The following is a 24579-nucleotide window of genomic DNA, read 5'->3' on the forward strand; positions in this document are numbered from 1 at the left end:
CTCGAGCGCCAGCCGGTAGCGTTCTGCGGGCGGCGCGGCGTCGAGCACCCGGGTGAAGAACCCGAGTCGGGGTCCGGCCGGAGGCACAGGATGCGGGCGGGCGTCTGCGGTCATGAGCCGCTCCTTCGCGAGGGACTGGAAGATCCGGGTCGCGGGGGAGCTGCAGGGCAGATCCGTCGGGTTGTCGGTGAGCGTGCTGGCGTCGCTCGGGCAGTCGCCGGAGGGGATGTCGCTGTTGACCATCGTGATGATCGTGGTGTCGTCCTTGGTGCTGTAGAACATCGCCGTGTTGTAGCCGGGCAGCTCGCCGGTGTGGCCCACCCAGCCGTTCTGACAGCCCCAGCCGATGCCGTAGCCGCCGTTGCCGGGGCCGTTGAACTCGCGGAACGACGTGAGCCGCTCGATCTGCGCCTTCGCGGGCACGAGGCCCGCGCCCGTGGCCTCCGCGCGCCCGAACGTCAGCAGATCCCGCGCGCTGGAGATCAGCTCGCCCGCGCTCCAGCCCCAGGAGGGGTTCCAGTTCGTCGTGTTCGCCGGATCCTGCGGTGTGCCGTGGCCGCCCTGGAGCGTGAATCCCTGCGCGTGCGGATCCGGGAACGCGGCGGAGCCGGCCGGGAAGATTGTGTGCGTCAGGCCCAGGGGCGTGCTGATCTTCTCGGCGAGCACGTCCTGATAGCTCTTGCCGGTGACCTTCTGGATCACGAGGCCCAACAGGATCGTGTTGGTGTTCGAGTAGTCGAACGCGGTGCCGGGCGCGAAGTCCTGGGGCGGGAGCGAGATGCCCGCCTTGAGCAGCTCCTCCGGCGTCCAGACCCGGTCCGTCTCGGAGAAGAAGATCTTCTGCCACGCCGGATCCTTGGTGTAGCTGGTGATCGAGCTGGTCATGTCGGCGAGCATCCGGAGCGTGACCTTGTCGCCGCGCGGCACGCCGTCGATGTACTTCGAGATCGTGTCGTCGAGGCTGAGCTTGCCCTCGGCGGCGAGCTGCAGGGTCAGGGTTCCGGTGAACGGCTTCGTGATGGATCCGACCCGCTGATAGATGTCCGTCGTCATCGGTGCGCCGGTGGCCGGATCCGCCACGCCGTACGCCTTCAGGAACAGCCCCTTCGGGGACTGGACGGCGACGACCGCACCCTTCGCGGAGGTCTGCGCGAAGGCGTCCTGCGCCGTCTTGTCGAGGGTGGCGGCGAGATCCGCCGGCAGTTCGGAGGTGGGGAGGGGGGCCGTGCGGGCCACGACGGCGGACGGATCGGCGACGCAGGTGGAGACCGCGGGCACCGTCGACGAGGGCGTTCCCGCTCCGGAGGAGGACGGGCCGGCCGAGGGCGGGGCGGTGCAGCCGGCGAGCACGAGCAGGGCGGCCGCGAGCGCGATCGGCCTCGCGAGACGGACGGTGACCATGGCGGAGCTCCTTCGGGCGGATCAGTCCTTCCCCCAGGGAGACTCTGGCACCGGAGGCGGCTGCAAGGAATAGACGTAGGCCCATTCCGATGCGCGCCCGCCGCCGGGAGACTGGTGGGCGCATGGGGATGCTCGAGGGGAGATCGAGGGTCGGATCCGCACGCGCGATGGATCGGTGTGTGCGATGAGGAGGCTCGCGATGGCGGCAGGCGCCGGAGGGAAGCGGGGAGCGGCGGTGGTCGCGCTCCTGGCGATCGGACTGATCGCCTCGGGATGTGCGGGCAGCGGTGCTCAGGGCGCCGCCGCCTCCCCGCCGGCCACGGCCTCGGCCGGGGTGCGCACGGTGACCACCGACGCGGGCGCGCTGCGCACGCGGTTCGAGGGGCTGGCGCGGGAGCTGGGCGTTCCCGGGGCCGCGATGCTCGTGCGGACGCCGCAGGGCCAGATCACCGCGACCTACGGGGTGACGCAGGTGAACGGGACCACGCCGGTCTCCCTCGACGACCACTTCCGGATCGGATCCAACACGAAGACGATGACCGCGACGGTGATCCTGCAGCTGGTGCAGGAGGGGCGGATCTCCCTGGCCGACAAGGTGGCGAAGTACCGCCCCGACGTGCCGAACGGGAGCCGGATCACGATCGAGCAGCTGCTCACCATGCGCAGCGGGCTGGCGAACTACACGACGACGCTCGCGCTCAACACGGCGCTCGACACCCAGCCGCAGCGCGCCTGGAACCCGGAGGAGCTCGTGGCCATGGGCCTCGCCGAGCCCCCGACGTTCGAGCCGGGCGACGGCTGGAACTACTCCAACACGAACACCGTGCTGCTCGGCCTCATCGCGGAGCAGCTCGAGGGCAAGCCGCTCGCGGAGATCTTCCAGGAGCGCCTCTTCACCCCGCTGGGGCTGCGCGAGACCACGTATCCCGCGGTCTCGGACTCCACGCTGCCCGAGCCGTACTCGCACGGCTACATGTACTCGACCAACGTCGACACCATGGCGTCGAACGTGCTGCCGCCCGCCCAGCTCGCGCAGGCGAAGGCGGGCACCCTGCTGCCGAGCGACACCACCCGGCTCAACCCGTCATGGGCGGGTGCGGCCGGTGCCGGCATCTCCACGATCCGCGATCTCGCGCACTGGGTCGAGGCGCTCGGGTCCGGCGCGGCGCTCGGCCCGGCCCTCCAGAAGGAGCGCCTGGCCAGCGTGGTGCCGGTCCCCGTCCCGCTGCCCCCTCTGCCCGACCCCCAGTACGGCTGGGGCATCGCGAAGATCGGTCCGCTGTACGGCCACACCGGAGAACTGCCCGGCTACAACTCGTTCATGGGGTACGACCCTGTGCAGAAGCTGACGATCGTCGTCTGGACGAACCTCGCCCCCGCCGCCGACGGGCGCCCGCCCGCGGCCACGATCGCCACATCGCTCATGAAGAGCATCTACGGAGGATGACACGATGACGCCGTCCCGACCCGCCGCCCGGCATGCCCGGCGCCGCGCACTCGCGCTCGCCGCGGCCGCCGCCGTGCTCGCCCTGGCGGGCTGCTCCGGTGCGTCCGGCGCCGGGCCCGCGACGACCCCGCCGTCGCCGTCCCCGTCCGCGACAGCCGCCGGGTGCGTCGCGGATCCGGCCAGGACCATCGCCGCGAAACCCGGCGCGAAGACGATGTCGGCCCTCCCCGCCGAGACGGTCGCGAAGCTGGACGCGGCGGCGGCGAAGGCTTTCGCCCTCGGCGCCTCCCCGGGAGCGGTCGTCGGGGTGCGCACGCCCGAGGGCACGTGGACGAAGGCCTACGGGTCGGCCGATCGCGCGGGCACGCCGATGCAGGTCGGGATGCACACCCGCATCGCGTCGCTCACGAAGATGTACACCGCGACGATCGTGCTGCAGCTCGCCCAGGAGGGGAAGCTGAAGCTCGACGACACGATCGCCAAGTACGTGGACGGGATCCCGAACGGCGACGCGATCACGCTCACGCAGCTCGCCGACATGACCAGCGGTGTGGCGAGCTACACCATGAACGATGCGCTGCTGCAGAAGTACTTCGCGGATCCGACCGCCGTCTACACGCCCGAGGAGGTGATCGAGGCCGGCGCCGCCGTCTCACCCCTGTTCCCTCCGGGGAAGGGGTTCGCCTACTCGAACACCAACACGGTGCTGCTCGGCACGGTGATCGAGAAGGTGACCGGCGAGGACGTCGGCCGGCTCATGCAGACGCGGATCTTCGACCCGCTGCACCTGGGCAACACGTCGTGGCCCGGCACCTCGGCGGCGCTGCCCGAGCCGTACGCGCGCGGGTACACGCTGAACGGGAACACCGCGACCCCGGACGCCCCGACCGACTCCACGGACTGGAACCCCTCGTGGAGCTTCACGGCCGGCGAGATCATCTCCGACATCGACGACCTGCTCACGATGGGGCGCGCGCTCGGCACGGGGCAGGGACTGGTCGACCCCGCCACGCAGACCCTGCGGCTGACCTCGTTCTCGGAGATCGGCTACGGCTTCGGGCTGAGCTGCTCGCAGGGGTGGGTCGGGCACACCGGCGACCTCTCGGGCTACAACACGTCGCTCTTCTACGACACGGCGACCGACACCACGGTCGCCGTGCAGACGAACAGCGACATCGCGTCGGGCAGCTGCACCACCTCGCCCACGCTCACCGACGACCCGGGCGACGCGATCTGCCAGACGCCCGCGGTGCGGCTCCTCGTAGCCCTCACCGGCGAGCTCGGCACCGCCTACGTCCCGCCGCCGCGGAAGTAGCCTCGCTCCCGGGAGCCGCGGCCCTGGCTCAGCGGTACTCCTCCGCCACGGACGCGAGGAAGCGCAGCACGGCGAGCACGCGTCGGTGGTCGTCACCGTCGACCGACAGCCCGAGCGCGGTGTAGATGTGCGAGGTGTGCTGCACGACGGCCTTCTCGGAGAGGAACAGATCCGCCGCGATGCGCGCGTTGCTGCGCCCCTCCGCCATCAGCGAGAGCACCTCGAGCTGACGCGGCGTGAGGGAGCCGACGGCTCCGCTCGCGCGGCTCGCCCGCGTGACCAGCACCGAGACGACCTCCGGATCCAGGGCCGTGCCGCCCGCGGCCACGCGGCGCAGGTCGGCGGTGAACGTGGTCACGTCGGCGATGCGCTGCTTAAGCAGGTACCCGAACCCGCCGCTGTTCTGGTCGAGCAGCTCCGTCGCGTAGCGGCGCTGCACATACTGCGAGAGCACGACGACCGGGATCCCGGGGTGGGCCTCGCGGATCCGCAAAGCCGCGAGCAGCCCCTCGTCGGTATGCGTCGGGGGCATGCGGATGTCCGTGATCACCAGATCCGGTTCGAGCAGATCCACGTGCTCGAGCAGGGCCTCGGCGTCGCCGACGGCGGCTACGACCTCGAAGCCGTCCTGTGCGAGCAGATGCCGCAGGCCCTCGCGGAGCAGCACCTCGTCCTCGCCGATGATCACCCGCATGGCAGCTCCACCCTCACCTCGGTGCCGTGTCCCGGCTCCGACCGCAGGCGCAGCCGGCCGCCGAGCGCGTCCACGCGATCGAGCAGTCCGTGCAGCCCCGCGCCGCGATCGAGGCTCGCCCCGCCGATCCCGTTGTCACGGATCGTGATGCGCAGCCGGGCTCCCTCGACGCGCATCGTCACACGCACCCAGGACGCCTTCGAGTGCTTGACGGTGTTGGTCAGCGCCTCGGCGACGATGAAGTACGCGGTGTGCGCGGTCGTGGACGAGAGGGCCGCATCGTCGATGTCGGCCTCCAGCGTCGCCGGGATCGCGAGGCGATCGACCAGATCCTCCGTCGCCGCCGTCAGGCCGCGCTCGGTGAGCGTGACCGGCAGCACGTTGTGCACGAGGCGGCGCAGGTCGGCCGCGGCCTCGTCGATCCCGTGGCGGAGGCGCGCCGACGCCTCGCTCGTCTCGCGGGTCGCATCGGGGGAGTTGGCGATGGTCTGCGCGGCGAGCGCCAGCAGCACGAGCTGCACCTGGATGCCGTCGTGCAGATCCTGCGCGATGCGCGAGCGCTCCCGGTCGGCGGTCTCGACGAGCCGGATCCGCGACTGCGTGAGCGCATCGTTGCTGGCGAGCAGCTCGGCGGTCAAGCGCTCCCGGTCGATCGCGATCGCGAGCACGTCGCCCGCGCGCCGCACCGGTGCCGGATCGGCGGTCATCCGGGTGTCGTAGACGATCGCCCCCACGAGGCGGGAATCGACACGGATCTCGCACCAGCCGCGGTCCGGCCCGCGCTGGGCGGGGTCGACCGGGCCGCCCGCCTCGTCGACGTACTCGTCGCGCTCGGCCGACCAGTACACGACGCGCAGGGAGTCGTCGCCCAGCGTGCCGGCCAGCGCGCGCGCCACGGCCGGCCCGCCCGCGCCCGTGATGCCGAGCCAGGCGCTCAGCGGCTCCAGGTCGCCGGTGCGACGGAACCCGCCGAGCAGCACGCCGAGAAGGAACGCGACGGGGATCGCCGCCGAGACGATGAGCTGCGTCACGCCGCCGATCGCCGGATCCCACCCGAGCGCACCGACGATCGTGGGCGCGAAGGCGAGGATCAGCACCGCCACGATGCCGTAGCCGAACAGGGGCAGCAGCGCGCGTCGATGCGTCGCGTCGGCGACGACGAGGCGGCGCGCCAGCACGACCGCCGTGAGCACCATCACCGTGATCCCGAGGGTCTTCTGCACCGCGGCGACGAGCGGGACGGCGGCCGGCGCGGACGCGGAGAGCAGCACCACCACGAGCTGGAGGACGGGGCAGGCCACCCAGCCCAGCACCACGGTCGTGATCGAGAGGCGGCCGCGCAGGCGCCCGGAGGGGAAGGCGTGCAGCAGATGCATCGTCATCGCGAGGGGGCTCGTCGCGAAGATCGCGCTCAGCACCGAGAGCGGGTCGACGCCGAGGTTGACGAGCCCGGCGAGGAAGAGCGCGATGCCCCCGACCACGAGCAGCAGCCCGGTGTTGTTGTGCGGGCGCCGCCACCAGGCGAGCAGGCCCGCGGCGACCCAGATCCAGAACACTCCGGTGAACAGCGCGACCACCCAGAGGGCGCCGGGGGCGCGCAGCCCGATTCCCAGCTCGACCACGCCCAGGAGGAAGGCGAAGACCGCGATCATGACGAGAGCCGCCGGGAGGGGGTGATCGGAGCCGCGCCGTCCGCGCGCGGCGGAGGACGGATCGACGGTCGCCGGATCCGCCATCGCCTCGCCTCCTTCGTCGGTCGCGGTGCGCACGGCGTGCACACCCATGATGGCGCGCGGCGGGGTGCGGTGACCATGGGCCTGGGTCCCGTGCCCGTCGCCTGTCCGCCCTCGGCGTGCGTTTCCCTCCCCGCAGCGTCATTCCCTCCCCTGGGTGGCGCCTGCAGGGGGAGGCAAAGCCGGCCAGAGGAGGGAAAGACGGAGGAGGAACCGGATTCGCCGGCCCTATGAGGCCCCGCGCGGTCAGGCGAAGCGGACGGTCTGCTGGATCCGGGTGCGCAGGTCGAACAGCTCCGTGCCGCCGATCGTGCGGGAGCCCGGCACCCCGGCGCGCAGGAGCGTGCGCAGGGCGCTGCGCCGCACGACGACGACGGTCGTGCCGCGGATCGCGCCGAGGGGCGTCATCGCCTGCGCGAGGTCGTCGTCGGGGAGCACGAGCACGGCTCCGCCGAAACGCACCCTGGCGGCGCGGGCGATCGAGCGCACCTGGGTGACGAGTGCGGTGACCGGGGCGCGGGACCCGGTGCCGGATCCGATGACCTCGCCCTGGCGGAAGCGCGCGATCTCGCCGAAGTCCGCCGACATGAGGCCGTACAGCCCGCTCGGGCCGAGCACGATGTGGTCGAGGGTGTCCGGGGCTGCGGGCGCGCCGGGGCCGGGCGCCGCGGCGCCGGCCGGGACGGCGACGTCGTGCCAGGCGGTGAAGCCCATCCCCAGGTCGGCGACCGTGCGCGCCGTGTGCTCCTCGGCGAGGGCGTTCGCGAGCACGCGGCGCAGCTCGCGGGGGATCGTGCGCACGAACGCGGGATCGTACGGATCCGCGACCTCGGATCCGGCCCAGGCGTGCACTTGCGCGACGTACAGCCGTCGCCGGCTTCCGCCCGCCTCGCCGTAGGCCTTGGCCCGCGGCCGGGTATCGGTGCGCGCGGCGGGCGCACGCCAGCCGTCCCAGGGGAGGTCGTCGTCGGAGAAGCCGTGGCCGCGGTCGTAGGCGGCGCGCAGCTCGGGGGTGCCGACGAGCTCCCAGGCCCGTTGCACCTGGATGAACACGGTCGCGTCGCCGCCGGTGTCGGGATGCGTGCGGCGCAGCTGCAGCCGGTAGGCGCGGCGCAGCTCCTCGTCCCCGACGGTCGCGGCGACGCCCAGCACCTCGTAGGCGGAGGCGGAGAGCGGACTGTCGAACATCGCCCTCCTCGGGTGGTCTGCGGCGGCGGAACAGCGCAGTACAGGGTATCGGGCGGCTCGATGTCGGAGGCCGTCCCTAGGCTCGGGGTCACGAGGAGAGGATGCGCTCATGGCGATGATCGATGCGGCGACGCCCACCGGATACACGACGGTCGCCCCCTGGGTCGTCACAGACGACACGGGTGCGCTGCTCGACTTCATCAGCGCGGCGTTCGAGGGCGAGGAGCTCGCACGGGTCGCCACCGAGGACGGGTCGATCGGTCACGGCGAGATCCGGGTCGGCGACACGGTGCTGCTGGCCTTCGACCGGCGCCCGGGCTGGCCGGTGATGCCGAGCCTGCTGCGGGTCTGGGTGCCCGACGCCGATGCGGCCTTCGCTCGGGCCGTCGAGCGCGGGGCCACCGTGGTCACCGAGCTCGGCGACAACGCCTTCGGCCAGCGCGGCGGACGCGTGAAGGATCCGTTCGGCAACATCTGGTGGGTGACCGCCCAGATCGAGACCGTGCCGGAGGACGCGATGTGGCAGCGCCTGCAGGAGCCGCGATACGCCGAGAACATGCGGTACGCGCAGGAGTCGCTGGACGAGGTGCTGAGCGGGGCGGCCACGGGGTGGAGCAGCGCGCCGCTGCGCACCGACGCGCCGCGCTGAGCGCCGGCGCGATGCGCTGAGCGCCGGCCGATCGCGCCCAGGTAGCATTCCCGGGTGAGATCCCCGATGAGTCCCGACCATCCGCTGCAGCAGGACTACGAGGTGCGCTTCGACTGGGCGCGCGAGGGGCTGCGCTCGATCGCGCAGGGTGCCGGCGTGATCGTCGTGATCGACGCGATCTCGTTCACCACGACCGTGGAGCGCGCGGTGACCGAGGGGCTGGAGGTGCAGCCGTTCCCCGGGAAGCGCGCCGAGGCGGAGGCCGTCGCGGCCGCGGACGGCTTCGGCGCCGCCCGGCTCGCCGGTCCGCGCGGGGGAGACGGCGTGACGCTGTCGCCGTCGAGCGTGACCGCGGCGAACGTGGCCGCCTTCGGAGCGGACCGCGCTGTGGTGCCGTCGTTCAACGGCTCCCGTCTGTCGGCTGCCGCCGCAGGCTTCGGCGTCCCCGTGCTCGCCGCATCGCTGCGCAACCGCAGCGCCGTCGCGCAGTGGATCCTCGATCGCCAGGTGGCGCTCGGGCATCGCGTGAAGGTCGCCGTCGTCGCCGGGGGAGAGGTGCGCGACGACGAGACCGTGCGGTTCTCCGTGGAGGATCTGCTCACCGCCGGCGCCGTGATCGACGCGCTCGGTGCGCTCGGCATCGACGCCTGCTCGCCCGAGGCCGCGGCCGCCTCCGCCGCGTACACGGGCCTGGCACGCGCGACCCGTCACCTGTTCACGGCGTCGTCGAGCGGCGTGGAGCTGCGCGACGAGGGCCAGGGGGCGGACGTGGAGCTCGCCGCCGAGACGGACGTGTCGACGACGGTGCCCGTGCTCGTCGACGGGGTGTTCCGCCGGGTGGATCCCGCCGCGCTCGCCTGACCCGACACCGGATCCCGCCCGCCCTCCGCCACGTTTCCCTCCCCGCAGCGCCTTTCCCTCCCCGCAGAGGCGCATCTCAGGGGAGGGAAAGACGGTCAGGGGAGGGAAAGACGGTCTGGGGAGGGAAACGCGGAGATGGGGGCCAGACTGGAGAGTGCCCGCACCGCCGAAGGGAGCCGCATGCCCGCCACCGTGACCTCGCCGCTGGACGCGGCCGTCCTCGGACCGGGTGTGCGCGTGGCGTCCCGCACGATCGATCGCTTCGCCCGGGCGCACGACGCGTCGCACTACCTGCTCGTGCCGGATGCCGTGCTCATCCCGCAGGACGCGGATGCGGTGAGCCGTGTCTTCGCCGCGGTCCGCGCCGCAGGGCGCTCGCTGACGTTCCGCTCCGGCGGCACGAGCCTCAGCGGGCAGGGGGTGACCGGCGACGTCATGGTCGACACGCGGTCGGCGTTCCGCGGCATCCGCGTCAGCGCGGACGGCACCTCGGTCGCGGCGCAGCCCGGAGCCACCGTGCGACAGGTGAACACGCGGCTCGCCCGGTTCGGACGCAAGCTCGGACCGGATCCGGCCAGTGAGATCGCCTGCACGATCGGCGGCGTGGTGGCCGACAACTCCAGCGGCATGGCGTGCGGCATCGTGGAGAACTCGTACCGCACGATCGAGTCGATGCTGCTGGTGCTGCCCCGCGGCACGGTCCTCGACACCGGCGCACCGGATGCGGACGCGCAGCTGCGCACGCAGGAGCCCGAGATCGCCCGGGGCCTGGAGCAGCTGCGCGATCGCCTGCGCGCCGACCCCGCGCTGAGCGCCGAGGTCGCACGGCAGTTCTCCCTGAAGAACACGATGGGCTACGGGCTGAACTCCCTGCTCGACTTCGACGAGCCCGTGCGGATCCTGGAGCATCTCGTGATCGGATCCGAGGGCACTCTCGCCTTCGTGGCCGAGGCGCGGTTCCGCACCGTCCCGATCCAGCCCGAGATCTCCACGGGACTGCTCGTCTTCGACACGCTGTCCGACGCGATGGCCGCGCTTCCCGGGCTGACCGGGCTCGGCCTCGCCACGATCGAGCTGCTCGACGCGGCGTCGCTGAGGGTGGCGCAGACGCTCGGCACCGTCCCCGACGTGATCGCCGACATCGACGTGGGCGGGCACGCCGCCCTCCTCGTCGAAGTGCACGCCGCCGAACCCGCCGCGCTCGCCGCGGAGGTGGCGGCGGCGCTCGCCCACGTCGCCACCCTGCCGCTCACGTCGCCCGCGCGCATGACCGAGGACGCGGCGGAGCGCAGCGCCCTGTGGACGGTGCGCAAGGGCCTCTACACGGCGGTCGCCGGTGCGCGCCCGAGCGGCACCACCGCTCTGCTCGAGGACATCGCGGTGCCCGTCGAGCAGCTGCTCGGGGTGTGCGAGGGGCTCACCGCGCTGTTCGAGAAGCACCGCTACGAGGGGTGCGTGATCTTCGGGCACGCCAAGGACGGCAACGTGCACTTCCTCGTCAACGAGCGCTTCGACGACCCGGCTTCGCTGCGCCGCTACGAGGCGTTCACCGAGGACCTGGTGGAGCTCGTGCTCGGCCACGGAGGCACGCTCAAGGCCGAGCACGGCACCGGGCGGATCATGGCGCCGTTCGTGCGGCGGCAGTACGGTGATGTGCTCACGGACATGATGTGGGAGGTCAAGGGGCTCATCGACCCGGACGGGATCCTCAACCCCGGCGTCGTGCTGTCGGACGATGAGACCTCGTACCTCGCCGACCTGAAGCTCGTGCCGACCGTCGAGAGCGAGGTCGACCGCTGCGTCGAATGCGGGTACTGCGAGCCGACCTGCCCCAGCAAGGACGTCACGCTCACGCCGCGTCAGCGCATCGTGCTGCGGCGCGACATGACGGCGGCGCTGCACCGCGGCGACACCGGAACCGCGGCCGAGATCACCCGCGACTACGACTACGACGCGGTGCAGACCTGCGCCGTGGACGGCATGTGCGGCACGGCCTGCCCCGTCGACATCAACACCGGCGATCTCGTGCGCCGGCTGCGCGCCGAGGAGGCGGGCCGGTTCGAGGAAGGCGTGTGGAACGCGGCTGCCAAGGGGTGGGGTGCGGTCACCCGCGGCGGCGGACTCGCGCTGAACGTGGCCAAGGCGCTCCCGGCGCCGCTCGTCACCGCCGTCACCCGCGCCGGCCGCGCCGTGCTCGGCGCCGACACGGTGCCGCTCTACGACGGAGGGCTGCCGGACGGCGGCACGCGTGCGCTCGCCGCGACGGATCCGGCCGATGCCCAGGCGGTGCTGTTCGGATCCTGCATCGGCACGATGTTCGGCGCGGAGCAGGATCCCGACGGCGTGCACGGGGAGGGCTCCCGGGAGGCGGTGCGTCTGCTGCTGGAGCGGGCGGGGATCGCCTACAGCGTGCCGCCGGACGCCGGGGCGCTGTGCTGCGGCACCCCCTGGAAGTCGAAGGGCCAGCTCGACGGATACGCCACGATGACCGAGCGTGTGCTGCCGGCCCTGTGGCGGGCCAGCCGGGAGGGTGCGCTGCCGATCGTCTGCGACGCGGCTTCGTGCACCGAGGGATTGCACGTCATGCTCGCGAAGGCGGCGGCGGAGCACCCGGAGTACGGTGCGCTGCGGATCGAGGACGCGACGACGTTCCTCGCCCGGGAGGCGCTGCCGCGGCTCGAGGTGCGGGAGCGGATCGGATCCATCGCGGTGCATCCGACCTGCTCGACCACGCAGCTCGGCGCCACCGGGGCGCTGCGTGCGCTCGCCGAGGCGGTCGCCGACGAGGTGTACGTGCCGGACGGCTGGGGATGCTGCGCCTTCGCCGGCGATCGCGGCATGCTGCACCCCGAGCTGACCGCGAGCGCCACGGCGGTGGAGGCGGCCGAGATCGCGGCGGCGGACGAGGAGCGCGGCGGCTTCGACGCGTTCGTCTCGGCGAACCGCACCTGCGAGCTGGGCATGAGCCGCGCCACCGGCAAGCGGTACCGCCACGTGGTCGAGGTGCTCGAGGAGCTCACCCGCCCCTGAGGATCCCGCGGGGATCCGGATCCGGCACTGCTCCAGCCCGCCATGCGATACTCGCGCCATGAGCGGATCGATCTGGACCGCGATCGTCGGGACCGTTCTCGGTTGCGCCTACGCGGTGGTCCTGGGGCTGCAGATCCTCGTCTGGAATCCCATGGCGGCGGCGCAGGGGCAGTCCCTCGCGGGCGTCCACGCCCACCTCGCATCGGCGGGTGAAGCGCTGAATCCCGCCTTCCCGCTGGTCGCCGCCGGGATCGGGATCGCGCTCTCGGTCCTGCTGCTCGTCTTCGTGATCACCGGTGCGATTCGCGGCGCCGGAGTCGTCATCGCCTACCTCGGGCTGCTGATCATGGGGCTGCCGGCGTACTGGGCGAGCTCGTTCGGCATCGGCATGTCGCTCGCCGACGGCTACAACGTCTCGGGTGGGGATCGCGCGCCGGGCGGCCTCGTGCTGGCCCTGGTGAGCGCGGCCGCGCTGCTCGGGCTGGTCGTGCTCGCAGGTACGCGATCCGTGCGCCGGACGCTGCCGCGATCCGCCGGCGGGGCATGACCCGCTCCGTCGGCTGAGGTTTCCTGGTCGGCGGGCTCGGCGGCCGAGGGATACGGCGGCCTCGTGACGGGGTCACAGTCCACTGCAGTCGAGGCCTCGGTAGATGCGGGGGGCGCCGTCGAGGGTGAGGGTCACCGTTCCCGCGGCGACGCCGAGGGACGTCTGCTGTCCGATGCAGTCGATCTGGGTGACGCCCGCACCGTTCGCCGGGATCGTCAGCGCGGTCTTGGTCGGCCAGGGATCCAGCCACAGCTCAGGCGCGGGGAACGTGCTGCTCGCAGGGTCGTGGTCGGCGTTCAGGATGTAGCCGTCGGCGCGGTTCCACAGCACGGCGACCTCGCCGTCGGGGGTGTCGAAGAGGAGGCCCTTGTTCTGCGTGTCCGCGAAGGTGAGCCAGCGCACGAACGTCGCGCGATCGAGCAGGTGCGCCGCGTTCGCGTAGGCGAGCAGCGACGGCTTCGCACTGGTGTCGCGGTTCACCAGGCCGTAGTGGTACTCGGCGTCGTTCGGGTTCGCGACCTGGGGGTTGCCGAGGACGCTGTCGTGGAACTGGTACCAGCACACGCAGCGGACGCCCTCGGCCTTCGCGAGCGCGAGACTCAGGAACACGTTCTCCGCCGCGTGCCGGTAGGTGTCGTACCACCACGCGTTGGGCTTGGTGCAGGCGTAGGCCTCGGTCATCCAGATCTCCTTCGGCCCGTATTGCGCGATGAGGGCCTTGAGCCGTCGGAGGCCCCCGAGGAAGTTCCAGTAGGTGCCGTTCGCGCCGGCGTCCACGGGGCCTTGCGGATCGTAGTCGGGGGTGAAGTTGCCGCGGCCGGGATGGAACGCGATGCCGTCGATGAGATCCCAGCCGCCGCCGGCGTGGAAGTTCTGCACCCAGGGCTCGTCCATTCCGGCGAGCCCGTTGTTCAGCAGCTTCAGGGACGCTCCGGTGGCGACCACGCGGTCGTGCACGGGACGAAGCGCCTTGTCGATGTACGCCTGTGCAGCGGTGCCGGTGTTGAAGGGCCGGTTCAGCTCGTTGCCGACTTCGAAGTACTCGGCCCCGGCCGCGACGGCGGTGGCCGTGTTGGCGGCTGCCCAGGCCGTCGCCTCGGCGGCGGTGGCGGTCAGCGAGGGCTGCAGCTCGATGTTGTGCGACATGCCGCGCGCGTCGAAGGCGGAGGGCGGCAGCCCGGGACCTCCGTCGTACGAGATCCGCACCCGGTCGACGCCGATGCCCTGCCAGAGATCGAGCAGCGCGGTGGCCGACGGCACCTGGAGCCACGGGTAGTTGGCCATGCCGAACATGCTGTCCGACGCCGCGGCGTGATCCCGGGGCGGGATCGCCGCGAGGTTCGTGCGGGCGAACGCCTCGAGGGCGCCGGAGACCGCCGCGATCTCAGTGACGACGAAACCGGATCCCGGTGCGGTCAGGGTGAAGGCGTGGTCGAGGGTTCCGGCGGCCGGGACGACCACGGCGACGGTCTGGCTCGCCAGCAGGGTCCCGTTGAAGTCGCGCGCCCACCAGACCAGGTCGACGGCGCGATCGGTCGTCGCGCCGTTGGCGACCTGGGCGGAGATCGTGAGTTGCTGCCCAGCCGTCGTCCACAGCCCGAAGGGTCGGTCCGTCCAGACCTCGATGCCGAGATCCTGCGCCGTGCCGATCGAGGCGACCGCCGAGGGCCGCTTGTCGCTGAAGAAGAAGTCCGCGCGGCTCACGACGCTGCCGTCGGGCTGCACTGTCCCGGGAGCGTGCACCCAGGTGGAGTTCGTCCAGGCCTGACGGGAGCGGTCGAGGATCAGCAGCCCGTGCAGGGCGCCCCAGGCAGAGGTGTGCGCGACGCCGACCGCGTCCTCGAAGGGGATCCCGCCGGCGGTGTCCCTCTTCCACTCGGTGAGGGCGACATAGCCGTCCGGCTCGGTCGCCGAGAGGATCGCGCGGCTGAACAGGAAGCCCTCCGGGGTGAAGGTGCTGGAACCCGAGGCATGCCACTCGAGGCGCACATGACGGGCGCCGATCGAGAAGAGGCCGTGCACCGCGATCGGCCCGGCCGCGGCGGGCATCACGTAGTCCATCCGGATGGCGGGGCTGCCGTCGGCGAGCGTCACGAGCGTGGGCGTTCCTCCCGTCGACACCTGGATCCCCGTCGCGGTGTCCTTGGTCTGGAACTTGGAGCCCTGGAGGCGGATGGTGCCGGAGCCGTCCTTGATCGCGACGCGGCCGCCGGGGCTGGCGACGAGGCTGATCCCGTCGGCGGTGAGGGTCAGGTCGCCCGCGGCCGCGTGCGCGCGGACCGGGCTCTGTGCGGCGACGAGCAGCGCTCCCGCGGCGAAGGTGGCGCCGAGGAATCCTCGGCGTGTGAAGCCCGCGCCGGCGTCGGTCGGTTTCGTCATCGGATCTCCCTTGATCGTGATAATGCGCATTAGCGCGCGAACGAGGCCAAGTTTGATCCACCCCATGCGCCGAAGTCAAGAAGACTTGCGCTTTGTGAAGATACGTATTACCGTCGGGGCATCGCCTTGGTGATAGGCATTATCAGACGCGGAGGACGCACATGTCGGGGAAGACGGGCAAGCCGACCCAGAAGGAGATCGCACGGATCGCCGGGGTCAGCCAGACGACGGTGTCTCTCGTGCTCAACGACCGGGACGGCACGAACGTGCGCATCCCCGAAGCGACGAGGGAGCGCGTGCGTCGCGCAATCGAGCAGACGACGTACGTGGCCGATCCCGCCGCGCGCAGGCTCGCGGGGCTCGACAACAAGATCCTCGGCGTCTTCACCTATGAGTCCGCACTGACCGCCGAGAGCATGGACTTCTACGGACCGCTGCTCAACGGGATCGAGCGCGCCGCCGAGCAGTACGACTGCGACCTCCTGTTCTTCACGAGCTCGCCGGTCGAGAACGGATCGCGCCGCCTGTTCCACCGGAACACGCGGCTGCGCCTCGCCGACGGCTGCATCCTGCTCGGCCAGCACATGGACGGGGAGGAGCTCGCCCGTCTGGTCAGCGAGGGCTTCCCGTTCGTCGCCGTCGGACGACGCGACGAGGCCGAGGGCGTGCCCTACGTCGGGATCGACTACCGTGCTCTGACCCGTGACCTGATCGCCCGGGCAGTCGAGCTGGGTCACACGTCCGCGGTGTACGTGCACGGCGATCGGGACACTCCGTCGTCCCGCGACCGGCTCGCCGAGATCGAGGCGGCAGGCGCGCGCGGTCCGCTGTCCTTCCGCTCGCTGCCCGACGTCGGCGGGGATCCGGCGGCGACCGCCCGGACGATCGTCGAGAGCGGTGCCACGCTCGTGGTCGCCGAAGACGCCTTCGCCGCGGAAGACCTGGCGCTCGCCCTCGATCGGCAGGGCGTCGCGCTGCCGATCGAGGTCTCGATCGCCGCGCTCGGCGAGGTGCAGAGTCACACCGTCAAGGGGCTTCGCCTCTCCGGATTCCACACCCCCCGTCAGCGCATCGCCTTCGAGGCGCTGGGCCTGCTGAGGGAGCTGATCGCCGCCGACCCCGAGCGGGCGGACACGATCGATCGGCAGCGTCTTCTGCAGGGATCCCTCGAACCCGGCGAGACGCTGGTGGCGCGTCGGGCCGACGCATGAGGGAGCTCCACGCCGACGTCGCGATCATCGGAGGCGGGCTCGGCGGCGTCGCCGCCGCTCTGGCGGCGCTCGGCCGGGGCAAGCGCGTGATCCTCTCCGAGGAGCACATCTGGCTGGGCGGCCAGCTCACGTCTCAGGCGGTTCCCCCCGACGAGCACATCTGGGTCGAGCAGTTCGGCGTCACCGCCCGGTACCGCGCGCTGCGCGAGGGCATTCGCGACCACTACCGCGCGTTCTACCCGCTCACCGAGGCCGCACGGCGCGACCTGAGGCTCAACCCCGGGCTCGGACGCGTGAGCAGGCTCTGCCATGAGCCGAGAGTCGCCGTCGCCGTCATCGAACAGCAGCTCGCTCCTCACCTCTCCAGCGGGCGGCTCACCGTTCTGCAGCCCTACGTGCCGGCGGCGGCCGCGGTGGCCGAGGACGTCGTCTCATCCGTGACCCTCCGCCATGTCCACGACGGCACCGCGGTGCGCGTCTCCGCACCGTTCGTGCTCGACGCCACGGAGACGGGCGAGCTCCTCCCGTTGACCGGGACGGAGTACGTCGCCGGCGCGGAGGCGCGCACCGAGACGGGGGAGCCGAGCGCGCCCGAGCAGGCGGATCCCGGCAATCTGCAGGCGATCTCGTGGTGCTTCGTCTTCGACCACGTCGAAGGCGCCGACTTCACGATCGAGCGGCCGGAGGGCTACGACTACTGGCGCGACTACGCCCCGGCGTTCTGGGGCGACCGGCTGCTCTCGTTCACGGCGCCGCAGCCGCGCACGCTCGAGCCCGAGTCGCGCACGCTCCACGTCAACCCGCCCTACGGGGCCGAGCGTGCGGAGCAGGGGGATCCCCGGGAGGATCCGGGCGACCTCGACCTCTGGGAGTTCCGCCGGATCATCGCCCGCCAGAACTTCCAGCCCGGTGCGTACGAGAGCGACATCGTCGTGGCGAACTGGCCGATGCTGGACTACCTCGACGGATCCGTCTTCGACGATCCCGATGCCGAGGTGCACCGCGCGGCTGCGAAGGAGCTCTCCCGCTCCTACCTGTACTGGCTGCAGACCGAGGCACCGCGCCCCGACGGCGGTCAGGGCTGGCCCGGGCTGCGCCCGCGAGGCGATCAGACCGGCACACAGGACGGGTTCGCGCAGGCACCCTACATCCGTGAGTCCCGTCGCATCCGGGCGGTCACCACAGTGGTCGAGCAGGACATCTCCGTCGCGTCCCGCGGTCACGCCGGACCGGCGACGTTCCCCGACTCGGTCGGCATCGGGATGTACCGGATCGATCTGCACCCCTCGACGGGCGGCGACAACTACATCGACGTCGAGTGCGCGCCGTTCGAGATCCCCCTCGGTGCGCTCGTGCCGGTGCGCACCCGCAACCTCATCCCTGCGGCGAAGAACATCGGCACCACCCACATCACCAACGGGGCCTACCGGCTCCACCCCGTCGAATGGAACATCGGGGAGTCCGCGGGCGAGCTCGCGAGCTTCTGCATCGACGAATCCACGCTTCCGAGACACGTGCTCTCGGATCCCGGACTGCGACAGCGGTTCCAGAGCCGGCTCGTCGAGTCGGGCATCGAGCTCCACTGGCCGGAGATCCTCGGCTACTAGCGAGTCACCCTCCCAACAAGAAAGCCCCCCATGAACACAGCAAAGAAGCTGGCCGGCGCTGCTGCCCTGGCAACGGCCGCGATCGTCGCGCTCGCCGGATGCAGCGCCACCCCCGGCACTGCCGCCCCCACCACCGCCGCTCCGAACAGCGTGGCGCTCAGGATGACCGTGTGGACCTCGAACGAGGCCCAGCTCGCCCTGTTCGCATCGATCGCCGACAGCTACAAGGCGACGCACCCCGAGATCAAGTCCATCACCTTCGAGAGCCTTCCGTTCGCCGACTACAACACGACTCTGACCACGCAGATCGCCGGAGGGAACGCTCCGGATCTCGCGTGGATGGGCGATCTGTCGAAGGACCTCATCGCCTCCGACGCGCTGCTCCCGCTCACCCCGGTGCTCAAGGACACGAAAGGCTGGCGGTACGACGACCTGCTGCCCAGCGCGACCGCGGAGTTCAGCCGAGACGGTCAGCTGTACGCCTATCCTTTCTCCAACTCGCCCTACGCGCTCTACGTGAACAAGGACCTCCTCGCCGCCGCCGGACAATCCCTGCCCGCCGAGGGTCTGACGTGGGACCAGGTGTCGACGATCGGGGCGGCGGTCAACGCTGCGACGGGGAAGGCCGGATTCGTGATCCGGGACTTCGACTTCTCCGCCTGGAACACCCTCGCCACGGTGTGGACAGGGTGGGGCGCGAGCGCCTGGAACGCAGACGGCACGAAGTGCACCTTCGATGACGACAAGATGGTCGGTGCGTTCACCTTCCTGCACGACGCCGTCTATAAGCACTCCGCGATGCCCGGCCCCGGTACCAAGGCCGACTTCTTCGCGGGCGACTCCGCGTTCACCGTCGCGCAGGTCTCGCGCGCCTCCCTGCTCACCGGCAGTTTCGGATACGACGTCGTGCCTCTCCCTGCAGGGCCCGCCGGCACGTACTCGGTGATCGGGCAGGCCGGCATGGGCGTCCTCCGCACGAGCGCGCACCCCCAGGAGGCGAGCTCCTTCCTCGCCTATCTGACCGGCCCGGAGAACAGCGCTAAGCTGTCGCAGTTCTTCCCCTCGGCGCGCAAGTCGCTGCTGACCGGCGAGAAGCTCGCCGCGAACAACACGAAGCTCACCGCTGAGCAGCTTCAGAGCGTGGTCGTGGATCAGATCCCCGGCGCCGTCACCCTGCCGAACCACACCAGCCCGGCCGAGATCGCGCAGAAGGGCAAGACCGCCCTCGACGCGATGTGGAAGCCCGACGCGGACGTCGAGAAGGTGCTGGGATCCGTCTGCTCGGCGATCTCCCCGCTCCTGGCGAAGTGACGATGACTGCCGGCTCCACCCTGCCCCGGGAGGCGGTCACCACCGCCTCCCGGGCTCCCGGCGACGAGGATCCGGTGCGCCGGCGCGCCCGGCGGTTCTGGACCATGCGGCGCCGGGACGCCGCCGCGGGATACCTCTTCATCGCGCCCCAGGTGATCGGCGTGGTGCTGTTCGTGCTCGTCCCCGTGGGTCTCGCGATCGTCTACAGCCTGAACAAGTGGAACATCTTCACCGGCCGGCTCAGCTTCGTCGGAGGGGCGAACTACGCGGCGCTCGCCGCCGATCCGCAGCTCCCGAGCGTGCTGGGCGCCACCGCGGTCTTCTCGCTCGGGGTGGTGGTGCTCAACATCGCGCTCGGGCTGGGCCTTGCGGTGATGCTCAACCGCCGGTTCCGCGGCGTCACGTTCTTCCGCACGCTGTTCTTCTCCCCGGTGGTCATCTCGGTGGTCGCCTGGACCCTCGTCTGGGGATTCCTGCTCCAGGACAACGGCGGGATCAACGCCGTGCTCGCCCAGTTCGGGATCCATGGACCCAACTGGCTGCAGGAGGGCCCGACGGCGATGGGGGCCGTGATCGTCACGCAGGTCATCCGCAGTGTCGGCGTGAACATGGTCCTGTTCCTCTCCGCGCTGCAGGGGGTTCCGAGCGAGCTCTACGAGGCGGCGCGCATCGACGGCGCCGGAAGCCGCACGATCTTCACGCGCATCACGCTGCCGCTCATCTCGCCGACGCTGCTGCTCACGAGCATCATCACGATCGTCGGCGCCCTGCAGGCGTTCGCGCAGATCGCGGTGCTGACCGAGGGCGGCCCCGCTCTCTCGACGACGGTGCTCGTCTACTACGTCTTCCAGCAGGCGTTCACATTCAACAACATCGGATACGGCTCGACCCTCGCGCTGATGCTGCTCACCTTCGTGATGCTGCTCACCGTGCTGCAGTGGCAGCTCCGAAGGAAGTGGGTCTTCTATGAGCGCTGACACGCTCCTCGCCTCTGGTTCGCGAATCCCGGTGCCGACGGCCCCTCCCACGGGCGTTCGACGGCCCCGGGGCGCCGTCGCCCGACGGATCGTGCTCTACGTCGCGCTCGCCGTGATGGCGGTGCCGTTCATCGTGCCGACGATCTGGATGATCGCCTCCTCGTTCAAGCCGCTCGACCAGATCTTCGCCTCGCCGCCTTCGATCTTCACCGCGTCGCCGACCTGGGACGCCTACGTGCAGGCCTTCGGCTTCCAGCCCTTCGCGCGTCAGTATGCGAACAGCGTCTACATCGCCGTGGTGGTGACCCTCATCGTGCTGCTGGTGTCGAGCCTGGCCGGCTACGCGTTCGCGAGGCTGCGCTTCCCCGGGCAGAACGTGCTCTTCCTGGTCGTGCTCGTGGGGCTGCTCGTGCCGGGCGAGGTGACGATCGTCCCCCTCTTCCAGATGTTCAAGGGCGTGGGGCTGATCAACACGCACTGGCCGCTGATCCTCGTGACCGCGCTCGCCGCGCCGTGCGTGCTGGCGACCTTCATCATGCGGCAGTTCTTCATCGCGCTGCCGGTCGAACTGGAGGAGGCGGCACGGCTCGACGGGCTCGGCCGGCTGGCGATCTGGTGGCGGATCTGCCTGCCGTTGGCGAAGCCCGCCCTGTCCGCCGTCGCGATCCTCACGTTCCTCGCCTCGTGGAACCTCTACCTCGAGCCGACCGTCTACCTGACCTCGCCGGACCTGTTCACCCTGCCCCAGGCGCTTACCCGCTACACCGACGCGTACGGCGGCGAGATGTGGAACACCCAGCTCGCGGCGGCGACCATGACCGTCGTGCCGGTGCTCGTGGTGTTCCTGATCGCGCAGCGGCAGTTCGTCGAGGGGCTGGCCCATTCCGGGCTGAAGGGCTGAAGGGCTGAAGTGCCAGGGGCAGCCGATTCTCCTGCGTTGTGTCCGTCGTGCATCGGGTCACATCCCGCGGCCGGTGAGCAGGCGTCAGGATCCGTCGCGCGCGACCTCGAAGTACAGGTCGGCGTGCAGAGCGCAGCGCGGGTTGAAGCCGGCGGCGCAGCGCGGGCAGGCCGTGACCCCGAGATACTCCCGGATCTCGAGCTCGTGGCCGCACACCCCGCACAGCACGGCTTTCGCCCCGCGCTGCTCCGCCAGCGGCCACGGCCGCGCCGGATGGTCGGCGGTCTCGGCATGACAGAGGTGGCACGGGTAGTACTCCCCGCAGCAGGAGAACCGGATCGCCACGACGTCGAGCTCGGTCCGATAGTGCACGCAGCGGGTCTGCCCGTCGACCGGGCGCCCCTTGACGTCGACGTGGTGCGTGCGCATGGTGTCGATCCTAGGCAGACCGGTGCGCCGGGTGCGGCGCGGCCCGGACGACGCGCGGGAACCGACCAGCCCCCGGGCCGCCCGGCGTCAGGCCCGGTGCACGTCCACGGGGACGATCATCGGGGTGCCGGCGATCGGATCCGGCACGACGACCGCCTCCAGATCGAACACGTCGCGGAGCAGCTCGACGGTGACGACATCGCCGGGTGCGCCCTCGGCCACCACGCGGCCGTCGCGCATCGCGATGAGGTGATCGGCGTAGCGCGTCGCCAGGTTCAGCTCGTGCATGACCACGACCACCTGGGTGCCTCGTTCCCGCGAGAGCCGCACCAGCAGCTGCAGCAGCTCCACCTGGTGCGCGAGGTCGAGGTAGGTCGTCGGCTCGTCCAGCAGCAGGATGTCGGGCTCCTGAGCGAGCGCCATCGCGACCCACGCGCGCTGCCGCTGACCGCCGGAGAGCTCGTCGATCGTGCGCTCGGCGAACTCGGCCATGCCGGTGACGTGCAGGGCGTCGGCGACCACCTCGTCGTCCCGCCGATCGCGCCCGCCGAGCCATCCGCGGTGCGGGGTGCGACCGCGGTCGACGAGGTCGGCGACGCTGATCCCGTCGGGGGCGACCGGAGCCTGCGGAAGCAGGCCCACGATGCGGGCGACCTCCTTGGTGGGCCGCTGTGCGATCGCGGATCCGTCCAGCAGCACGGATCCGGTCCGCGGCTTCAGGAGCCGGGCGAGGGTGCGCAGCAGCGTCGACTTGCCGCAGCCGTTGCCGCCGACGATCATCGTGATGCCCGACGTGGGCAGCGCCAGGTCGAGGCCGTCGATGACGGGATCCGCGTCGTACCCGACGGTCAGGTTCCGTGCTTCCAGGGTGTGCGTCATGCGCGCGTGCGTCCTCTCATCAGGAGCCACAGCAGGAACGGCGCGCCGATCGCGCCGGTGATCACGCCGACCGGCAGCGTGAGGGGGAACAGGTGCTGGCCGACCAGGTCGGCGGCGAGCACGATGATCGCGCCGATCAGCGCGGAGGCCGGCGCGAGCGCCGAATCGCGCTTCACCAGCCGCAGCGCGATCGGACCGGCGAGGAACGCGACGAATGAGATCGGGCCGGTCAGCGAGGTCGCGACCGCGATGAGCAGCACGGCGCACAGGGTCAGCAGGATCCGGCTCCGCGCGGGTCGCGCGCCCAGGGCGGTGGCCGAGTCGTCGCCGAGGCGGAGCACGGGCAGGGTGCGGGCCCCGAGCAGTGCGATCGCGAGCAGTGCGACGAGCGCGGGGGCGGTGGGGCCGAGCTGGTCCCACAGGCTGCGGCTGAGCGATCCGGCCATCCAGACGGTCGCCTGCTCGGCGGCCTTGATGTCGGCGCGGGTCAGGACATAGCCGATGACGGCCTGCAGGGCGGCCGCGACGGCGATGCCGACCAGCACGAACCGCAGGCCCGACAGGCCGCGACGATAGGCGAGCGCCCAGATCAGCAGCGCGGTGAGCAGGCCGCCGGCGATCGCGGCGCCGGAGACGACGAGTCCCGAGGCGCCGAAGAACGAGATCGCCGTGACCGCCGCGGCGCTGGATCCGGTGCTGATGCCGATCACGTCGGGGCTCGCGAGCACGTTGCGCAGCAGGGTCTGGAACAGCATGCCGCCGAGGCCGAACGCCGCTCCGGCCAGCAGCGCGCCGACCGCGCGGGGCAGGCGCAGCTCGACCACGGCGAAGCTCACGCCCGGCACGGTCTGCCCGGCGAGTGCACGCAGCACGTCGGACAGGGCCAGGATCTTCGCTCCGAACACGAGTCCGGACGCGAACAGCACGACCGCGGTGACGGCGAGCGCCGTCACCAGCACGGCGTCGCGTCTGCGGCCGTGCCGGCGGGCGACGCGCAGGGCGTCGGCCGAGCGGAGGCGTGCGGTGCCGGCGGCGGTCACAGACCCACCGCCTTGCGCCGTCGCAGCAGCACGATGAAGATCGGAGCGCCGATGAGGCCGGTGACGATGCCCACCTCGAGCACTCCGGGGCGCGCGAGGAGGCGTCCGATCACGTCGCAGACGAGCAGGAACGTCGCCCCTCCCGCCGCGGAGAGCGGCACGATCCAGCGGTAGTCGGCTCCGACGAGGAAGCGCACGGCGTGCGGCACCGCGAGCCCGACGAACGCGATCGGGCCGGCGAGCGCGGTGGCGGCACCGCACAGCAGCACCACCGCGACGACCGCGGTGATCCGTGCAGCGCCGACGCGCACGCCGAGACCGCGCGCGACGTCGTCGCCGAGCGCGAGGGCGTTCAGACGCCCGGCGCATGCGACGGCCAGCACGGCTCCGAGGGCGAGGAATCCGCCCAGTTGCGCGAGCGAGGAGAACGAGGCGGCGGTGAGGGATCCGACCTGCCAGAAGCGGAAGCTCTCCAGCGTCGACTCGTCGACGATGAGGATCCCGGTGATCACCGCCGTCGCGATCGCCGTGACCGCGGCGCCGGCGAGTGCCAGGGTGACCGGCGTGGCACCCCCCGGACTCGCCGCCGCGGCGCCGTAGCCGATGACGACCGCCACGGCGGCTCCGGCCAGCGCGCACCACACGATCGCGAGCGGCGCCTGCCAGCCGAGCAGTGTCATCCCGAGCACGACGAACAGCGATGCTCCGGCGTTCACGCCGAGCAGACCGGGGTCGGCCAGGGGGTTGCGGGCCATGCCCTGCATGAGCGCACCGCCCATGCCCAGCGCTGCACCGACGAGCAGTCCCGTGAGCGTGGTCGGCACCCGGGAGAGCACTGCCGCCTGGTCGGTGGATCCGTCCGGCTGGAAGAACGCGTTCCACACGGCGTCGATCGGCACGATCTCCGGCCTCACGAAGCAGGAGTACGACACGCTCACCAAGATCGCCCCCACCGTCGCCTACCCGGGCGCACCGTGGGC

Annotated in this window: 20 protein-coding genes; 11 read left to right on the top strand and 9 right to left on the bottom strand. The window is 71.4% G+C overall.

What is annotated here, in order from left to right; genetic code table 11:
• Positions 1-1401: serine hydrolase domain-containing protein (locus RL72_RS01380; RefSeq protein ID WP_156156657.1), on the bottom strand; the 1401-nt coding region annotated here is incomplete at its 3' end.
• Between the two features lie 199 nt (positions 1402-1600).
• Here RL72_RS01380 and RL72_RS01385 point away from each other — a divergent pair.
• Positions 1601-2848: a serine hydrolase domain-containing protein gene (locus tag RL72_RS01385; RefSeq protein WP_248700328.1), complete on the top strand. Its 1248-nt coding sequence runs from the start codon at positions 1601-1603 to the stop codon at positions 2846-2848.
• 4 nt (positions 2849-2852) lie between these two features.
• Entirely contained in the window at positions 2853-4163 is a 1311-nt protein-coding gene (locus RL72_RS01390; RefSeq protein ID WP_045249014.1) for a serine hydrolase domain-containing protein, read from the top strand.
• 28 nt (positions 4164-4191) lie between these two features.
• On the opposite strand, the gene RL72_RS01395 is transcribed toward RL72_RS01390, so the two are convergent.
• The 3 genes from RL72_RS01395 to RL72_RS01405 all read right to left on the bottom strand — a co-directional run bounded on the left by RL72_RS01395 (position 4192) and on the right by RL72_RS01405 (position 7778).
• Entirely contained in the window at positions 4192-4857 is a 666-nt protein-coding gene (locus tag RL72_RS01395; RefSeq protein ID WP_045249015.1) for a response regulator transcription factor, read from the bottom strand.
• A complete protein-coding gene (locus RL72_RS01400) occupies positions 4848-6641 on the bottom strand; it encodes a sensor histidine kinase (protein ID WP_169748189.1) in 1794 nt (597 codons plus the stop codon). The genes RL72_RS01395 and RL72_RS01400 overlap by 10 nt, the downstream gene beginning before the upstream one ends.
• Positions 6642-6836: 195 nt before the next feature.
• Complete coding sequence (locus RL72_RS01405; protein WP_045249016.1) at positions 6837-7778, bottom strand: J domain-containing protein; 942 nt, start codon at positions 7776-7778, stop codon at positions 6837-6839.
• A gap of 109 nt (positions 7779-7887) precedes the next feature.
• Here RL72_RS01405 and RL72_RS01410 point away from each other — a divergent pair, with 109 nt between their 5' ends.
• From RL72_RS01410 to RL72_RS01425, 4 genes are all read left to right on the top strand, one after another.
• Positions 7888-8427 (top strand): VOC family protein, encoded by a 540-nt coding sequence (locus RL72_RS01410; RefSeq protein WP_045249017.1) that lies wholly within the window; start codon positions 7888-7890, stop codon positions 8425-8427.
• Positions 8428-8481: 54 nt separating this feature from the next.
• Positions 8482-9288, top strand: a complete 807-nt coding sequence (locus RL72_RS01415; protein ID WP_156156659.1) for a 2-phosphosulfolactate phosphatase — start codon at positions 8482-8484, stop codon at positions 9286-9288.
• A 180-nt stretch (positions 9289-9468) separates the two neighbouring features.
• Positions 9469-12318: an FAD-binding and (Fe-S)-binding domain-containing protein gene (locus RL72_RS01420; RefSeq protein ID WP_045249019.1), complete on the top strand. Its 2850-nt coding sequence runs from the start codon at positions 9469-9471 to the stop codon at positions 12316-12318.
• A 58-nt stretch (positions 12319-12376) separates the two neighbouring features.
• Positions 12377-12865: a hypothetical protein gene (locus RL72_RS01425; RefSeq protein WP_045249020.1), complete on the top strand. Its 489-nt coding sequence runs from the start codon at positions 12377-12379 to the stop codon at positions 12863-12865.
• A 72-nt stretch (positions 12866-12937) separates the two neighbouring features.
• On the opposite strand, the gene RL72_RS01430 is transcribed toward RL72_RS01425, so the two are convergent.
• Entirely contained in the window at positions 12938-15244 is a 2307-nt protein-coding gene (locus RL72_RS01430) for a hypothetical protein (RefSeq protein WP_045249031.1), read from the bottom strand.
• A gap of 161 nt (positions 15245-15405) precedes the next feature.
• On the opposite strand from RL72_RS01430, the gene RL72_RS01435 reads away from it, so the two are divergent.
• From RL72_RS01435 to RL72_RS01455, 5 genes are read left to right on the top strand one after another with little or no spacing between them, the layout of a single operon-like run.
• Positions 15406-16455: a LacI family DNA-binding transcriptional regulator gene (locus RL72_RS01435; protein WP_045249021.1), complete on the top strand. Its 1050-nt coding sequence runs from the start codon at positions 15406-15408 to the stop codon at positions 16453-16455.
• Entirely contained in the window at positions 16452-18062 is a 1611-nt protein-coding gene (locus RL72_RS01440; protein WP_045249022.1) for an FAD-dependent oxidoreductase, read from the top strand. The genes RL72_RS01435 and RL72_RS01440 overlap by 4 nt, the downstream gene beginning before the upstream one ends.
• 30 nt (positions 18063-18092) lie before the next feature.
• Positions 18093-19373: an ABC transporter substrate-binding protein gene (locus RL72_RS01445; protein ID WP_045249023.1), complete on the top strand. Its 1281-nt coding sequence runs from the start codon at positions 18093-18095 to the stop codon at positions 19371-19373.
• Positions 19374-19375: 2 nt separating this feature from the next.
• Positions 19376-20350 carry a carbohydrate ABC transporter permease gene (locus RL72_RS20530; RefSeq protein WP_082071924.1) on the top strand — a complete coding sequence of 325 codons (975 nt, stop codon included), beginning with the start codon at positions 19376-19378 and terminating at the stop codon, positions 20348-20350.
• Positions 20340-21251 carry a carbohydrate ABC transporter permease gene (locus tag RL72_RS01455; RefSeq protein WP_082071926.1) on the top strand — a complete coding sequence of 304 codons (912 nt, stop codon included), beginning with the start codon at positions 20340-20342 and terminating at the stop codon, positions 21249-21251. The genes RL72_RS20530 and RL72_RS01455 overlap by 11 nt, the downstream gene beginning before the upstream one ends.
• A gap of 84 nt (positions 21252-21335) precedes the next feature.
• Here RL72_RS01455 and RL72_RS01460 read toward each other — a convergent pair whose 3' ends face one another.
• The 4 genes from RL72_RS01460 to RL72_RS01475 form a co-directional block, all read right to left on the bottom strand.
• Positions 21336-21680 (bottom strand): CHY zinc finger protein, encoded by a 345-nt coding sequence (locus RL72_RS01460; protein ID WP_045249025.1) that lies wholly within the window; start codon positions 21678-21680, stop codon positions 21336-21338.
• An 87-nt stretch (positions 21681-21767) separates the two neighbouring features.
• The gene (locus tag RL72_RS01465; protein WP_045249026.1) at positions 21768-22559 is read right to left on the bottom strand and encodes an ABC transporter ATP-binding protein; all 792 of its coding nucleotides are present in this window, start codon (positions 22557-22559) and stop codon (positions 21768-21770) included.
• Positions 22556-23599, bottom strand: coding sequence for a FecCD family ABC transporter permease (locus tag RL72_RS01470; protein ID WP_045249027.1), 1044 nt, complete (start codon positions 23597-23599; stop codon positions 22556-22558). The genes RL72_RS01465 and RL72_RS01470 overlap by 4 nt, the downstream gene beginning before the upstream one ends.
• Positions 23596-24552 carry a FecCD family ABC transporter permease gene (locus tag RL72_RS01475; protein ID WP_045249028.1) on the bottom strand — a complete coding sequence of 319 codons (957 nt, stop codon included), beginning with the start codon at positions 24550-24552 and terminating at the stop codon, positions 23596-23598. Before RL72_RS01475 ends, RL72_RS01470 begins: the two co-directional genes overlap by 4 nt.
• Between the last annotated feature and the right edge of the window lie 27 nt (positions 24553-24579).

The sequence above is a fragment of the Microbacterium azadirachtae genome, assembly GCF_000956545.1.
GTDB lineage: Bacteria > Actinomycetota > Actinomycetes > Actinomycetales > Microbacteriaceae > Microbacterium > Microbacterium azadirachtae.

What these genes read in the sequence shown, in the direction of transcription:
- RL72_RS01385 (WP_248700328.1), top strand. Translation starts at nt 1,601, where the DNA reads ATGGCGGCAGGCGCCGGAGGGAAGCGGGGAGCGGCGGTGGTCGCGCTC.
- RL72_RS01390 (WP_045249014.1), top strand. Translation starts at nt 2,853, where the DNA reads ATGACGCCGTCCCGACCCGCCGCCCGGCATGCCCGGCGCCGCGCACTC.
- RL72_RS01395 (WP_045249015.1), bottom strand. Translation starts at nt 4,857, where the DNA reads ATGCGGGTGATCATCGGCGAGGACGAGGTGCTGCTCCGCGAGGGCCTG.
- RL72_RS01400 (WP_169748189.1), bottom strand. Translation starts at nt 6,641, where the DNA reads ATGGGTGTGCACGCCGTGCGCACCGCGACCGACGAAGGAGGCGAGGCG.
- RL72_RS01405 (WP_045249016.1), bottom strand. Translation starts at nt 7,778, where the DNA reads ATGTTCGACAGTCCGCTCTCCGCCTCCGCCTACGAGGTGCTGGGCGTC.
- RL72_RS01410 (WP_045249017.1), top strand. Translation starts at nt 7,888, where the DNA reads ATGGCGATGATCGATGCGGCGACGCCCACCGGATACACGACGGTCGCC.
- RL72_RS01420 (WP_045249019.1), top strand. Translation starts at nt 9,469, where the DNA reads ATGCCCGCCACCGTGACCTCGCCGCTGGACGCGGCCGTCCTCGGACCG.
- RL72_RS01425 (WP_045249020.1), top strand. Translation starts at nt 12,377, where the DNA reads ATGAGCGGATCGATCTGGACCGCGATCGTCGGGACCGTTCTCGGTTGC.
- RL72_RS01430 (WP_045249031.1), bottom strand. Translation starts at nt 15,244, where the DNA reads ATGACGAAACCGACCGACGCCGGCGCGGGCTTCACACGCCGAGGATTC.
- RL72_RS01435 (WP_045249021.1), top strand. Translation starts at nt 15,406, where the DNA reads ATGTCGGGGAAGACGGGCAAGCCGACCCAGAAGGAGATCGCACGGATC.
- RL72_RS01440 (WP_045249022.1), top strand. Translation starts at nt 16,452, where the DNA reads ATGAGGGAGCTCCACGCCGACGTCGCGATCATCGGAGGCGGGCTCGGC.
- RL72_RS01445 (WP_045249023.1), top strand. Translation starts at nt 18,093, where the DNA reads ATGAACACAGCAAAGAAGCTGGCCGGCGCTGCTGCCCTGGCAACGGCC.
- RL72_RS20530 (WP_082071924.1), top strand. Translation starts at nt 19,376, where the DNA reads ATGACTGCCGGCTCCACCCTGCCCCGGGAGGCGGTCACCACCGCCTCC.
- RL72_RS01455 (WP_082071926.1), top strand. Translation starts at nt 20,340, where the DNA reads ATGAGCGCTGACACGCTCCTCGCCTCTGGTTCGCGAATCCCGGTGCCG.
- RL72_RS01460 (WP_045249025.1), bottom strand. Translation starts at nt 21,680, where the DNA reads ATGCGCACGCACCACGTCGACGTCAAGGGGCGCCCGGTCGACGGGCAG.
- RL72_RS01465 (WP_045249026.1), bottom strand. Translation starts at nt 22,559, where the DNA reads ATGACGCACACCCTGGAAGCACGGAACCTGACCGTCGGGTACGACGCG.